This is a genomic window from Micromonospora sp. NPDC057141, from assembly GCF_042670805.1.
Classification (GTDB): Bacteria; Actinomycetota; Actinomycetes; order Mycobacteriales; family Micromonosporaceae; genus Micromonospora.
In genome coordinates this window covers 15,820-28,685 of the sequence record NZ_JBHUVA010000011.1, presented here as the reverse complement: position 1 = coordinate 28,685, position 12,866 = coordinate 15,820, and the positions used below count along the sequence as shown (strand labels likewise).

The following is a 12,866-nucleotide window of genomic DNA, read 5'->3' as shown; positions in this document are numbered from 1 at the left end:
GGCGGTGGAAACGCGACGGGCGCGACCCCTGCCCGGCGACGCTGCCGGAGGGGGTCACGCCCGTCGTGTCTAGGGGTCAGCGATCAGTCCCGGAGGAACCCGCCGTCCCTGGCCCCGACGACGAAGGCGTGCCAGCCCGCCGGAGCGAAGACCAGGTTGGGACCACTCTTGTCCTTCGAGTCCCGCACCCCGACCGCCCCGGTCACGTACGCCACCTCCACGCAGTTGTCACAGTTCGGCCCGCTCTTCGAGCTCTTGAACCATGTCGCCCGCGTCAGGTCCCCACGGAACCCCTTGGTCGCCATTTCCACAACGGCTCCTCTGCCATCTTTGCGATTTGTGCGATGGACTCCTCCGGGCGTATGGCCGCTGCTCGAACATGATCGAAGATGAAGCTGTACTTCTGTAGCTCGTCGCTCTTCTCCAGGAAGAGCCCACCCGTGGCGTTCTCCGCGTACACGACATCCGGATCATTTGCTTCTGGGAAGCTGAGGATGGTGAAGGTGCCGTCCATACCGGCGTGCGCCCCGACCGAGAACGGCAGGATCTGAAGCGTCACGTTCGGCAGCTCTGCCACCTCCACCAGCCGCTTGAGCTGACCACGCATCACCGCGTCGCCGCCCACCGGCCGGCTCAGCACCGCCTCATCGAGCACCACCCACAAGTCGACCGGATCGTCCTGGGTCAACAACGACTGACGGCCCAGTCGGACACGCACCCGTTGCTGAACCTGTTCGGCGGTGAAGTCCGGGCGGGCGGCGCGGATCATCGCCGAGGCGTACTCCTCGGTCTCCAACAGGCCCGGGACGACCTGCTGCTCGTACTGCCGGATCGAGCTGGCGGCCGACTCCAGGCCGACGTACGCCCCGACCAGCACCGTGCTGTACGGATGCCACCAGCCCTTCTGCCGGGCCTCCCGGGCGATCTGCACCAGTTCGTCGCTCTCCGCGCCGGACACGCCGTAGATCAGCAGCATGTCCCGGACATCGCGCGGGGTGGCGGTGGTGTGACCGGTCTCGATCCTGGAGATCTTCGACGCCGAGCACTCCAGTCGCTCGGCGACCGCCTCGATGGTGATGCGCGCGGCGTCGCGGTGCCGGCGCAGTTCGGCGCCGAGCCGGCGACGGCGGATGGTCGGGCTGCGCCGATCGCTCACGACGTCCCCCCGTGGCCCCTTGGGCCGAATCGCTCGCTGCTCGCCGTCACCCGGTTACCTCCGGTCGATCGCGCCCGGGGTCGCCGCCAGCCGGGGGCGCGACCGTCGAAACGGCGGGCAAGCGTTCGCGGCAGGGGTGATGGTGCCGGTCGTCGACCGGCCGCGACGGGCGAAACCGGCGTCTAGTGTGCAGCCCCGGGGACAGTGGCATCAAGCGTCTATTTCCGCGAGCCGCTCGCGTATCGGCAAAAGTCGACATGCAACTTGCATGAAGCACGACACTCATGCAATCTGTCCGTAGGGCTCGACTCACTCACCGTTCCGGTTGGCCGCCGGAGATGGACGTTCCACCGACGGGTGGGGCGTCCGGTCGAGGGGTGTCGGCCCGGCACCGCACGAGAAGATCCGCTCCGGGCGAGAGCCCCGTTTCCGCACGTCAGTGTAACTGTGGCGGCGGGCGCGACGACCGGGAGCGGCGGGGTGCTGGTCGGGCGCTGGCGCGCCACCAACGCGCCCGACCCGACCAGCACCACCAGCGCCGCCGGTTCACGAGGCACAACCCCGTCGCCGCGCGAGATATCCCCCCGAAACACCATCTACCGGCGTGTCTGCCGGCCGATCTCCACAGGAGCCCTCTGTGCTTCCCCGCTCAGGTGACGTGCTGCACGTGACGCGCGCGGCGAGTGTCCAGTTCCTCAAACCGATCATGTTCCGCGTGATCCGGGTGCTCGACTGGCCCACCTACGACGGTTGGATGTGGCTCGAAGGCTACGAACTGAACGCGGCGGGGGACGCGGTCAGCCGGCGTTCGATCTACGTGCAGGCCGCCGGGCTGCGCCAGCTCTGGGCCGCCCCGCAGCCCCGGCAGCGCACCGTCCCCGTCCGGCCGCGCCGCCCGGTGGTCCGTACGCCCGCCCGGGTCGGCTGACCAGCCGAAACCCGTCTCGGTGGGCGTGCCGCCGCCATAGAATCGGTACGCCCACCCCGGCAAACGTCTCCACCCCGCGCGTCCCGGACCCTGAACCTGGGATGGTCATGGTCATACTGCCCGCCGCGCGGCGGCACCACAGGTCCCGTACCGTCTACGCCTTCGGGCTGCTGGCGCTCCTCGGCGCCGCCACCACCCTGGGGGTGGTGGTCCGCTACCCGGCCCTGTCGGCCACCGAGCTGGCCACGCCGGTCCCCGCGCCGGAGATCACCGTCATCGACGAGCAGCCCGAGCCCGGCTGGGCCGCCCCTGCGGACCCGCTGGCCGTGCCGGGCCCCATCGGCGCGGAAGCGGCCCCGGCAGGCGCACCGACCGACCCACCGGCAGGCGCGGGGGCCGGCGCCGGCACGGACCCGGTGGTCGAGGCCGGGCGGGCCCCAGCAGGGTCCACCGCCTCCCAGCGGGACGAGACGAGCCGATCCCTGTTCTGGTCCGGCCTCCTCGGGCTCGCCATCTCCCTGGCCGGGCTGGGCCTGGTCGGCACCAGACGCCGCATGTGGTGACCGACGTCAGACGCCGGATGCGGTGACCGACACCGCCGTCAGGGCGTCGCGGTCGCCGTGGTCGTCGGCACCGCCGTGCTGGTCGTCGGCGCCGGTGCCGCCGCGACCACCAGGGTGACCTGTGCACCGGCCGGCACCAGCGCGCCCGCCTCCGGGTCGGTCTCCAGCACCGTGCCGGCCGGCCGGTCCGACTCCCGGGTCTCGACCCGGTGGTCGACACCGATCCGGTCCAGGATCCGCTCGGCCGTCGCCCGGGGCAGCCCCACCAGCGGCGGCATCGGCACCCCGGCCGGGGTGGTGGACGGCGACGTCGTGGACGGGGTGGCGGACGGCCCACCGGTCGTCGCCCCGGTCGTCGGTGCCCCGGTCGTCGCGGGCACCGAGGTCGGCCCCGCGGACGGCGTCTCCTCGGGGCCGGTGCCATCGCCGGCCGACAGTGCCAGCCAGAAGCCGACGCCCAGCAGGCCGAGCAGCAGCAGCGCCACGACACCGAGCAGGATCGGCATCCACCAGCGCCGGCCGGGCTGCTCATCGCCGTACCACTCGCTCGCCGGGTCCTGGTAGTCCGCCGGCCGGGGCGGCGGCACCCCGGCCCGACCGGACCACACCTGCCCGCCGACCGGCCCCGGCTGGGCCTGGTCACCAGGCTTGGGCAGCGGTCGGGTCTCGTCACCGGCGTCGTCGGGGAGCGGGTCCTGGCGGTCGTCGCTCATGGCACGTCCTCTCCCACACCGGGCGGGCCGCTGGCCCTCGCATCCACGCTAGCCGCTGTGGGCCATCCCGGCCGGGACCGGCGCGGCGAGCCGCCGTCACGGGGTGGTCGGGGCCTCCGCGCTCGGCTCGTCCGGCTCCTCGCCGCAGGTCAGGGCCACCTCGTCGTTCCAGTACGCCGTGCTGCCGGCCTCCGGCGACTGAGCCGTGACGGTGCCCGTCCGACCCGTCGGGTAGCGCGGGTAGAGGCCCTCCTCGACCAGGTCCTCGGCCGCGTCGTCGCAGTCGTCGTCGACCAGGTCCGGGACACTGATCGCGGGTGCGGGCCCGGCGACGTACAGCGCGACGGTCGTGCCCCGCGACACGGGGGAGCCGACGGGCGGGTCGGTGCGCCGCACGTCCCGCCCCGACCCCGTGCCGAAGACCAGCCGCCAGCTCAGCCGCAGGTCCCGCAGCTCGTCCCGCGCGTCCTCGAAGTCCGTGCCCAGCACGGGCGGAACGGTCAACCCGGTGGAGCGGGTGGGCGCGGTGGTCCGGGGCGCCGGCGCGGTGGTCCGGGCCGGCGACGACGGGACGTCGGGGGGAGCCGCCGAGGCCGGGACGCCGGGCTGCGCGGCCGGGAGGCCGGGCGACGGTTCGTCCTCCCCGGCCAGCAGCCAGCCACCGGCCGCGCCGGCCATCGCGAGGAGCGCGACAGCCAGGCCGCCGCCCAGCACCTTGGCCGACCGGCCCGAGCCGGTCGCGTCGGCCTCGTCGGGGTACGCCTCCCGCGCGGTGTTCCCGTCCGTCATAGCGCCCACCACCTCATCACCGGCGACCGTACCGGGGTCGCGCCAGGCGTCCCGGCCCGGGTTCCCTGCCACGGCTCGCCGGTCCGACCTCGGAGCGTTACGCTCCCGGGCATGGCCAGACGGGGCTGGGGAGGATCGATCGCCACCGCGATCGGTGTCGCTGCCGGCGCGGGCGCCGCCCAACTGGGCTTCGGCTACGGGCTGGGCATCATCAACTGGTCGGCGTCGGGCGTCGGCGCGGGCGAGGCCGCGTGGGTGGCGAGCCTCGTGTGGGCTACCTGGATCTCGGCCACCTCGACGATCGCCGGTGCGGTCTGCGCCCAGCGGCTACGGCGTCCCGGCTCCCGTGGAGAAGATCGGACCGCGGTCGACCCGGACGAGGCCACGGCCGACCCGGAGCCCGTTGCCGCTTCGGAGCCAGCCGTGGCCGACTCGGGGCCGGGTGTGACCGACTCGGAGCCAGCCGTGGCCGACTCGGGGCCGGGTGTGGCCGACGCCGTCGACCCGGTCGCCGCGCCGGGGCAGACCGGCTCCCCCCGTGGGGCGGGAGCGATCGCGTTGGCACTGGCCGGCGCGGTCGGCGCCCTGGTCACCGTGCTACTGGTGGCCGTGCCGGCACGGATGGCGGACGTGCCCGGCGTCGCCGAGCCGCAGGCCGTGGCCGTCGGGTACGCCGGGGTGGGCCTGCTGCTCGGGCTGCTGGTGGCGGTCTGGGCGCTGCGCTCGCCGGCTGTGGCGGCCAACGTGATCGCCACCGGCGGCTGGCTCTGGCTCCTCGCCGTGGTCGCCGTGGTGGACGGGGTGCTCGCCAGGCGTGGGCTGACCACCGCCCAGCTCGGAATCTGGCAGATCAGCGCCGACCGGGCCAGCTTCTGGATCCGGGACTGGTTCTACTGGCCCGGTGCGTTGCTGGCGCTCGGCTCGGCGCTGCTGATCGGGGCGCTGAGCGCGCGGCGTGCCGCCCGGTCGGCGGAGCACCGGCTCGGGGCGGCGGCCTCCGGCGGGGCCGGCCCGCTCCTCGTCGCGCTGACGTACCTGCTGGCCGTTCCCGGCCTGACCGCGCTCGGCCGGGAGCAGGTGTCGGCGCACCTGGCCGCCCCGTACGCCGTCGTGCTGGGCTTTGCCGGCTCGGTGCTGACGGCGGCGCTCGCCCAGCGGGCCGCGACCCGCCGGAGCGCCGGAAGCGACGCCGGAGGACGGGCGGGCGGGCCCGAGCCGCCGGTGGTGGGCGGGCGCGGCTCCGCCGCGCCGCCGGTGGTGCCCCGGCAGCGCTCCGGTGCGGCCGGGGACGCTGGCGAGGCCGAGGAGGCGACGGCGACGACCGGCCCCGGGCCGGCCCGACCGACCGGCACGGAGGCCGACCGGGAGGCGTGATCGACTTCGTGCCGGCGACACGGCGGTGTCCCGCCCGCCGGTTACCGCGACATCGGCACCACGGCGTGCCGGTCAGTCGACCGGCCAGGTGTGCACCGGCTCGTTGCCCCGCTGCAACTCCGCGTAGCGCTGCACCATGTGATGCAGGGCCGCGGCGCGTTCCATGCCCCGGTGGTGCTCGGCGGCCCAGACCGTCTCGGTCTGCCAGACCGCGCCGTTGCGGCCGGTGCGGCAGCGCTGCTCGATGATGCCGAGCAGGCGGTCCCGCTCGGTGGGCGCGACGCCGAAGCGGTCCAGCCCGGTGGCCGCCGTCGGCAGCAGGGTGTCGAGCACCAGCTTGGTCACCGGCACGTCCCCGAGGCGCGGCCAGTGCAGGACTGCGTCCATCCCGCGCCGGGCGGCGGCGTGGAAGTTCTCCTCGGCGGAGCTGAAGGTGAGCTGGCTCCAGATCGGCCGGTCCGCCTCGGCCAGGCCCCGCGCCAGGCCGAAGTAGAAGGCGGCGTTCGCGAGCATGTCGACCACGGTCGGACCGGCCGGCAGCACCCGGTTCTCCACCCGCAGGTGCGGGCGGCCGTTCATGATGTCGTAGACGGGCCGGTTCCAGCGGTAGACCGTGCCGTTGTGCAGCCGGAGCTCCGCCAACTCGGGCACACCCCCGGCGTGCAGGACCTCGACCGGGTCCTCGTCCTCGCAGATCGGCAGCAGCGGCGGGAAGTAGCGGACGTTCTCCTCGAACAGGTCGAAGATCGAGGTGATCCAGCGCTCACCGAACCAGACCCGGGGGCGTACGCCCTGGGCCTTCAGCTCGTCGGGGCGGGTGTCGGTGGCCTGCTGGAACAGGGCGATCCGGGTTTCGGCCCAGAGCTGCCGGCCGTACAGGAAGGGGGAGTTCGCCCCGACCGCCACCTGGACCCCCGCGATGGCCTGGGAGGCGTTCCAGTAGTCGGCGAAGCTGTCCGGGGCGACCTGGAGGTGGAACTGGAGGCTCGTGCAGGCGGCCTCCGGGGCGATGGAGTCGGTGTGCGTCTGCAGCCGCTCGACGCCGCGGATGTCCAGCTCGATGTCCTCGCCCCGGGCGCCCACGATCTGGTCGTTGAGCACCCGGTACCGGGCGGCGGTGGAGAGGTTGTCGGCCACCAGGTGGCGCTCGGTCAGGGTGGGCAGGATGCCGACCAGGACGATCCGCGCGTCAGACGGTGCCGCCCGCGCGTCGGCCCGGTCCAGGCTGCTGCGCAGGTCACGTTCGTAGTCGGCGAAGCCGGTGCCCTCGATGAGCCGGGGCTCGGCGTTCAGCTCCAGGTTGAACCGGCCCAGCTCGGTCTGGAAGAGCGGGTCCCCGATGTCCGCGAGGATCTCGTCGTTGCGCATCGCCGGCTCGGCGGCCGGGTCCATCAGGTTGAGCTCGATCTCCAGCCCGGTCATCGGCCGGTCGGCGTCGAAGCTGAAGTCGTCCAGCATCAACGCGAAGACGTCCAGGCACCTCCGGACCTTCTGCCGGTAGCGGACCCTGTCCTCTCGGGAGAAGGCGCCCTGCTCGACGTCCTTGCCCATGTGTCCTCCCGGCGCGAGGCGCAACGGGGCATGCCGCCCGCAGCGCACATTGTGAACCTTCTACGGTAAAAGCGCCCCCCGCGCCGGGCCAGAGGCCGGGGCCGGGCGATCACCTCGGCGGCGACCGTGACCGGCCCGGAACGCGCTCCTGATCGGCTCTCTACCCAGGTGGCGGTGCGCGCCACCGTCCATGCGGAGGAGCGGGCCGTGACAATTCGCACCCTGAGGACGGCCGCGGGCCCGCGTCGACTGGTGCGACGCGGGCCCGGGTCTCGGTGGAGCGGGGCGGTCAGGCCTGGCGGACGCCCTCGCCCTCGATCTCAATCTTGATCTTCTTGCCGACCAGCACGCCACCGGTCTCCAGGGCGACGTTCCAGGTCAGGCCGAAGTCCTCGCGGTCGATCTCGGTGCTGGCGGAGAAACCGAAGATGTCCTGGCCGAACGGGCTGCGGCCGACGCCCTCGAACTCGACCTCCAGCTCCACCGGGCGCGTCACGCCCTTGATGGTCAGCTCACCGGAGAGGACGAACTCGTTGCCGTCGCGGGACTTCACGCCCGTGCTGCGGTACTCCAGGGTCGGGAAGGCCTCGACGTCCAGGAACTCGGGGCTGCGCAGGTGGCCGTCCCGGTCGGCCTGCGCGGTGCTGATGCTGGCGGCCTGGATGGTCGCGGAGACCGAGGACTGCATCGGGTCCTCGGCGATGGTGATGGTGGCGGTCGCGTCGGCGAACTCACCGCGAACCTTGCTGACCATCATGTGCCGGGCGACGAACCCGACCCGCTTGTGGGCGACGTCCAGCAGGTAGGTGCCGGCCGCCGGGATCGTGAGGCCTTCCCACTCGCGGGTGACCGATCCGGTGCTGCTGGTCATGGTGCTGCCTCCAGGAGAGATTGTTCAGTGACCCAACAACTGACGGAGCAACTATAGACACGGCAATATTCCGTGTGTCAAGTATTGCTATGATGAGCGCGTGGACCAGAACGTGTTCGACGACCCCCGGATCACCGCCGTCGGTCTCCTCGTCGAGGCGAACGCCGGGCTGTCGGCCCGGTTCGCCGCCCAGTTCGAGGAGCATGGGCTCTCCCCGGTCGAGTTCGAGGTGCTCACCCGCCTCGCCCGCTCGCCCGGCAACCAGCTGCGCATGACCGACCTGGCCGCGCAAACCTCGCTCTCCACCAGCGGGGTGACCCGCGTGGTGGACCGGATGGAACGCGACAGCCTGCTCTGCCGCCGGGCCTGCCCGTCCGACCGGCGCAGCTCGTACGCGGTGGTCACCGCCGCCGGGTTGCAGCGGCTGGACGAGACCCTCCCCGGGCACCTACGGATCATCGAAGAGTGGTTCACCGGCCAGTTGGGGCCGGACGAGCTGCGCGCCGTCCTCGACGGCCTCCGGCGCGTACGCGATGCGGTGCATCCGGGTGCGACCGCGGGCAGCACCGAGCCGGCCCCGACGGAGGCTCCCCGCGCCTGATCCACACCGGCGGACGGGCGGCGGCACCGGCAGAAAAACCGGCAGAACCTCCCCGCCCACCGGCAACAAGCGGCAGCAAGCGGACAAATAGGCCCGCCGGAGGTGGCTACTGTGCTCTCAGCGGGGGCGCACCGGGGGGTGCCGGCGCGGGCGATGAGCGAGGGGTAAAACCAGGGGGCTTCTTCGCTCGCGCCGCCCCCGCGCCAACCATCCTGGGCCCGACCGATCGGGCGCCCAGGCGCTCCGCAGGTCAGGTCCCGCCGTCTCAGGTCAGGTCGGTGTGCTGCCCGCCGGCGGGTCAGCTCGCGTCGGCCAGGCCGCTACAGCGGCGCCAGCAGCGTGGCCTCCCGGGGCAGCAGGCTGATCCCGCTCTCCCGGCAGGCCCCGTCGAGGCGGTCGAGCACACCCGCGTCCCGGGTGCTCGCCGCGAGCCCGACCAGAGCCTCCACCAGGTCCCGCCGACCCTGGCCGGCGACGGCTCCCTCCGCCGCAGCGGCGAACCACTCGGCCGCCAGCTCACGGTCGGCCCGGTGCAGGGCGATGTTCGCCTCGATGAGCGCGCAGATCCCGTCCTCGAACCGCGACTCCCTTGGACGGCCACGCAGCGGCTCGGCACCGAGCGCCGCATCACCGGCCGCGCAGGTGCGGAGGCCGGCCAGCACCTCGGCCGCCTCGTCGGGACGCCCGTCCTGGGCCAGCGCCAGCCCGATCGTGCCGAGGGTCCGCCGCCGGTGCCCCGGGTCGCCCACCTCCGCCAGCCCGGCGACCACCCGGCGGCCCTGCTCCACCGCATCGGCGTACCGGCCCTCCAGTCGGGTGACCTCGGCCAGGTTGGCCCGGGCCAGCACGCGCAGCCGCCGCTCGCCGGACTGGGCGGCCAGCCGGTCCATGGCGGCCAGGCGACGACGGGCCCCGGCCAGGTCGCCCACCCGGATGTCGTGCCAGGCGAGGCCGTTCTGCGCCACGGCCATGTCGCGCAACCGCCCGTGCCGGGTGGCCAGGGCGAGGACGGCAGCGGCCTGCTCGCGCGCCTCGTCGTGCCCCCCGGTCGCGACCAGCAACGCGCAGAGCACCGCCCGCGCCTCCAGTTCCCCGGCCACGTCACCGGCCCGGTGGAGGACGGCCCAGGCGTCCCGCGCCGCCGGCAACTCCTGCTCCGCCGCGCCGTGTTCGACGGCCAGCCGGGCCGCGCCGAGCGCCGCCCAGGCGCGCAGCCCCGGATCGGCGTCGGCGGTACGCGGGTCGGCCAGCAGCCTCCGCAGCCACTGCCGCCCGACGACGTCCCGGCCCCGGAACCGCCACCATCGGGCCAGCCCGACGGCCAGCCGAAGCGCGGTCGACGGGTCGTCGACGGCGGCGTGGGCCAGCGCCGCGGTGATGTCGCCGGTCGCCTCGTCCAGCCGGCGCACGGCCGAGGTCAGCTGCGGGCCGGCGAGATCGAGGGCCGTCCGGGCCACCAGCCGCGCGAAGACCTCGGCGTGCCGCCGCCGGACGACGTATCGTTCCCCGGCCCCGATGGCCTGTTCGGCGGCGAACTCCCGCACCGCGTCGAGCAGCCGGAACCGGAACGGGCCGGTCCCCCGGACGCTCAGCAGCCCGAGCTGGAGCAACCGGTCCAGCAGCGGCACCGGGTCGACCGAGACCGTGCCCTCCGGGTCGGCGTCCTCGGCCAGCATCTCCTCGGCCAGCTCCACGGACCAGCGATTGCGGAACGCGGAGAGCCGACGCAGGGCGGCCCGCTCGTCCGGGGCGAGGAGGCGGTAACTGGCGGCCACCGCGTCCCGCAGCGTGACCGTCGCCCCGCCTCCCGCCGTCCACCCGGGCCCGGGCCGCTGGGCCGGCGCGGTGGCGAGGTCGAGGACGCGGTCACCGTACCGGTCGAGCAGCTCGTTGAGGTCGAGGATGCGCCCCCGGGCGGCCATCAGCTCGATGGCGAGGGGCAGCCCACCCAACCGGCGGGCCAGCGCGGCGAGGGCCGGCAGCTCGGCCGGGTCCGGCGGTTCCCGCCGCACCCGGGCCAGCCGCGCCGTGAACAGCGCCACCGCCGGGTAGCCCGCCAGCACGTCCGGCCCGGCCGGGTCGAGCTCTGGCGGGGGCACGTCCAGCGGCGGTACGGGCCAGACCCGCTCGCCGGGCACGCCCACCGGGTGCCGCCCGGTGACCAGCACCCGCAGCGTGGGCACCGCCCCCGCGAGCCGGTGCAGCGCCCCGGCCACCGGGTCCGGCGCCCGCTCCACCGCGTCGATCAGCAGCAGCGCCGGACGGGCGGCGAGCCGGATCGCGAGGTCGGACGCGCGGGCCGCGCCGAAGGCCGCCGCCGCAGCGGAGAGCACGTCGGCCGGATCCGAGCCCTCCCCGACGAGCACTCCGGCGACCTCGCCCGGAGCCCGCCCGGCGACGGCGTGGGCGACCGCCAGGGCCAGCGCCGTCTTGCCCACCCCGGCCAGCCCGACCAGGCTGACCACCTGCGGGCCGTGGTCGGCGGTGAGCAGTTCGACGAGTTCGGCGACGTCCCGCTCCCGGCCGATCAGCTCGACGGGAGGCGGGAGCGCGATCGGCGTACCCCCGGGGTGGGCGGCCGACGGCGGCCCGACGCCGACCGCGTGGGGGACCGACGGCGGCGGGGCGGCGGGTGGTTCGTCGGCCGCGCGGGCGGGATCGGCCGGGGCCGTCCCCCGGGCGGCGGCGACGAACGCCGCCCGGGCCGCACCGGCGAGGCCGAGGGCGCCGGCCAGCAGGTCGATGGTGGTCCGCTGCGGTCGCGCGGACCGACCCCGCTCCAGGTCGCGGACCGTCCGCACCCCGACCCCCGCGCGGGCCGCCAGCTCGGCCTGGGTGAGGCCGGCGGCGCGTCGGTGGGCGCGCAGCAGGGCCGACAGTCCGGTACGACCGTCCGCGCCAGGCGGACGGTCATGATCGGGAGTCATGGGCAGGAAGGGTACGGATCGGGTGTGACGGCCGGCAGCCAACCGTCGCCCTGCCGACGCCGACCGGCACGGGTATCCCACCGCGCCCCGCGCGGGGGACGTGCGGCGTGAGAAGGGGACCCTTCTCTACCGCAGGCGTTAATAGGGGGCCCTTCCTTTCACAGGCCGAGGTCGCGGGCGATGATCATGCGCTGGACCTCGCTGGTGCCCTCGCCGATCTCCAGGATCTTCGAGTCCCGCCAGAAGCGGGCCACCGGGTACTCGTTCATGAAGCCGTAGCCGCCGTGGATCTGGGTCGCCTCGCGGGCGTTGTCCACGGCGATCGTGCTGGCGTGCAGCTTCGCGATCGCCGCCTGCCGCTTGAACGGCTCGCCGGCCAGCATCCGGGCGGCGGCGTCGTAGTAGGCCAGGCGGGCGGTGTGCGCCTTCAGCTCCATGTCGGCGATCTTGAACTGGATGGCCTGGTAGTTGCCGATCGGCTGGCCGAACGCCTGGCGCTGGCCCGCGTACCTGATCGACTCGTCGACGCAGCCCTGGGCGAGGCCGACGGCCAGGGCGGCGATGGCGATGCGGCCCTCGTCGAGGATGCGCAGGAACTGGGCGAAGCCCCGGCCGCGCTCGCCGAGCAGGTTGGCCGCCGGCACCCGGCAGTCGTCGAAGGTCAGCTCGTGGGTGTCCGAGGCGGTCCAGCCGACCTTGGAGTAGCCCGGGGCGACCGCGAAGCCGGGGGTGCCGGACGGGACGATGATCGTGGACAGCTCCTTCGACCCGTCCGGCCGGGTGCCCGTGACGGCGGTGACCGTGACCAGGGCGGTGATGTCGGTGCCCGAGTTGGTGATGAACGCCTTCGAGCCGTTGATCACCCACTCGTCGGTGGACTCGTCGAGGACGGCCCGGGTCTGGGTGCCACCGGCGTCCGACCCGGTGCCGGGCTCGGTGAGGCCGAAGGCCGCGAGGGCCTCGCCGCTGACCAGTCTCGGCAGCCACCGCTCCTTCTGCTCGGCCGTGCCGAAGCGGAAGATCGGCATCACGCCGAGGGAGACGGCCGCCTCCAGGGTGATCGCCACGCTGGAGTCGACCCGGGCCAGCTCCTCCAGGGCCAGGCAGAGCGCGAAGTAGTCGCCGCCCATGCCGCCGTGCTCCTCGGGAACGGGCAGGCCGAACAGGCCCATCTTGCCCATCTGCCGGATCACCTCGTACGGGAAGGTGTGCTTCTCGTAGTGCTCGGCGATGACCGGGGCGACCACTTCGCGGGCGAAGTCCCGCACGCTTTCCCGCAGCGCCTCTTGCTCCTCGGTGAGCCGGAAGTCCATCGGTTCCTCCTGTACGCAGTCCTCCGTCGGGCGCTCGTGACGCCGACGGACGGGGTGTCCTGGGTCGCGGTGGTGGCCGT

Annotated in this window: 12 protein-coding genes; 4 read left to right on the top strand and 8 right to left on the bottom strand. The window is 74.1% G+C overall.

The window, feature by feature from the left end:
• Nucleotides 1–83 precede the first annotated feature (83 nt).
• The gene (locus tag ACFT41_RS09625; protein ID WP_377584652.1) at nucleotides 84–305 is read right to left on the bottom strand and encodes a DUF397 domain-containing protein; all 222 of its coding nucleotides are present in this window, start codon (nucleotides 303–305) and stop codon (nucleotides 84–86) included.
• Nucleotides 275–1,156: a helix-turn-helix domain-containing protein gene (locus tag ACFT41_RS09620; RefSeq protein ID WP_377584650.1), complete on the bottom strand. Its 882-nt coding sequence runs from the start codon at nucleotides 1,154–1,156 to the stop codon at nucleotides 275–277. The genes ACFT41_RS09625 and ACFT41_RS09620 overlap by 31 nt, the downstream gene beginning before the upstream one ends.
• Before the next feature lie 637 nt (nucleotides 1,157–1,793).
• Between ACFT41_RS09620 and ACFT41_RS09615 the strand changes: the two genes are divergently transcribed.
• Entirely contained in the window at nucleotides 1,794–2,084 is a 291-nt protein-coding gene (locus ACFT41_RS09615; RefSeq protein ID WP_377584648.1) for a hypothetical protein, read from the top strand.
• Between the two features lie 101 nt (nucleotides 2,085–2,185).
• A complete protein-coding gene (locus ACFT41_RS09610) occupies nucleotides 2,186–2,647 on the top strand; it encodes a hypothetical protein (protein WP_377584646.1) in 462 nt (153 codons plus the stop codon).
• A 38-nt stretch (nucleotides 2,648–2,685) separates the two neighbouring features.
• Here the strand turns inward: ACFT41_RS09610 and ACFT41_RS09605 are convergent, their stop codons facing one another.
• Together ACFT41_RS09605 and ACFT41_RS09600 are read right to left on the bottom strand one after the other, a co-directional pair.
• The gene (locus ACFT41_RS09605) at nucleotides 2,686–3,360 is read right to left on the bottom strand and encodes a PASTA domain-containing protein (protein ID WP_377584644.1); all 675 of its coding nucleotides are present in this window, start codon (nucleotides 3,358–3,360) and stop codon (nucleotides 2,686–2,688) included.
• Between the two features lie 96 nt (nucleotides 3,361–3,456).
• A complete protein-coding gene (locus ACFT41_RS09600) occupies nucleotides 3,457–4,149 on the bottom strand; it encodes a PASTA domain-containing protein (RefSeq protein WP_377584642.1) in 693 nt (230 codons plus the stop codon).
• Nucleotides 4,150–4,260: 111 nt separating this feature from the next.
• Between ACFT41_RS09600 and ACFT41_RS09595 the strand changes: the two genes are divergently transcribed.
• The gene (locus tag ACFT41_RS09595; RefSeq protein ID WP_377584639.1) at nucleotides 4,261–5,523 is read left to right on the top strand and encodes a hypothetical protein; all 1,263 of its coding nucleotides are present in this window, start codon (nucleotides 4,261–4,263) and stop codon (nucleotides 5,521–5,523) included.
• Nucleotides 5,524–5,595: 72 nt separating this feature from the next.
• On the opposite strand, the gene ACFT41_RS09590 is transcribed toward ACFT41_RS09595, so the two are convergent.
• Together ACFT41_RS09590 and ACFT41_RS09585 are read right to left on the bottom strand one after the other, a co-directional pair.
• Entirely contained in the window at nucleotides 5,596–7,074 is a 1,479-nt protein-coding gene (locus ACFT41_RS09590; RefSeq protein ID WP_377584637.1) for a glutamate--cysteine ligase, read from the bottom strand.
• A gap of 289 nt (nucleotides 7,075–7,363) precedes the next feature.
• Nucleotides 7,364–7,945: a YceI family protein gene (locus tag ACFT41_RS09585; protein WP_377584634.1), complete on the bottom strand. Its 582-nt coding sequence runs from the start codon at nucleotides 7,943–7,945 to the stop codon at nucleotides 7,364–7,366.
• Nucleotides 7,946–8,045: 100 nt separating this feature from the next.
• Here ACFT41_RS09585 and ACFT41_RS09580 point away from each other — a divergent pair, with 100 nt between their 5' ends.
• Nucleotides 8,046–8,546, top strand: a complete 501-nt coding sequence (locus ACFT41_RS09580) for a MarR family winged helix-turn-helix transcriptional regulator (RefSeq protein WP_377584631.1) — start codon at nucleotides 8,046–8,048, stop codon at nucleotides 8,544–8,546.
• A 320-nt stretch (nucleotides 8,547–8,866) separates the two neighbouring features.
• Here the strand turns inward: ACFT41_RS09580 and ACFT41_RS09575 are convergent, their stop codons facing one another.
• Nucleotides 8,867–11,473 (bottom strand): ATP-binding protein, encoded by a 2,607-nt coding sequence (locus tag ACFT41_RS09575; RefSeq protein ID WP_377584628.1) that lies wholly within the window; start codon nucleotides 11,471–11,473, stop codon nucleotides 8,867–8,869.
• A gap of 158 nt (nucleotides 11,474–11,631) precedes the next feature.
• A complete protein-coding gene (locus ACFT41_RS09570) occupies nucleotides 11,632–12,786 on the bottom strand; it encodes an acyl-CoA dehydrogenase family protein (protein ID WP_377584625.1) in 1,155 nt (384 codons plus the stop codon).
• Between the last annotated feature and the right edge of the window lie 80 nt (nucleotides 12,787–12,866).

Coding starts and splice junctions, on each gene's coding strand:
- ACFT41_RS09600 (WP_377584642.1), bottom strand. CDS start 4,149: ATGACGGACGGGAACACCGCGCGGGAGGCGTACCCCGACGAGGCCGAC.
- ACFT41_RS09595 (WP_377584639.1), top strand. CDS start 4,261: ATGGCCAGACGGGGCTGGGGAGGATCGATCGCCACCGCGATCGGTGTC.
- ACFT41_RS09570 (WP_377584625.1), bottom strand. CDS start 12,786: ATGGACTTCCGGCTCACCGAGGAGCAAGAGGCGCTGCGGGAAAGCGTG.
- ACFT41_RS09575 (WP_377584628.1), bottom strand. CDS start 11,473: ATGACTCCCGATCATGACCGTCCGCCTGGCGCGGACGGTCGTACCGGA.
- ACFT41_RS09625 (WP_377584652.1), bottom strand. CDS start 305: ATGGCGACCAAGGGGTTCCGTGGGGACCTGACGCGGGCGACATGGTTC.
- ACFT41_RS09610 (WP_377584646.1), top strand. CDS start 2,186: ATGGTCATGGTCATACTGCCCGCCGCGCGGCGGCACCACAGGTCCCGT.
- ACFT41_RS09590 (WP_377584637.1), bottom strand. CDS start 7,074: ATGGGCAAGGACGTCGAGCAGGGCGCCTTCTCCCGAGAGGACAGGGTC.
- ACFT41_RS09605 (WP_377584644.1), bottom strand. CDS start 3,360: ATGAGCGACGACCGCCAGGACCCGCTCCCCGACGACGCCGGTGACGAG.
- ACFT41_RS09585 (WP_377584634.1), bottom strand. CDS start 7,945: ATGACCAGCAGCACCGGATCGGTCACCCGCGAGTGGGAAGGCCTCACG.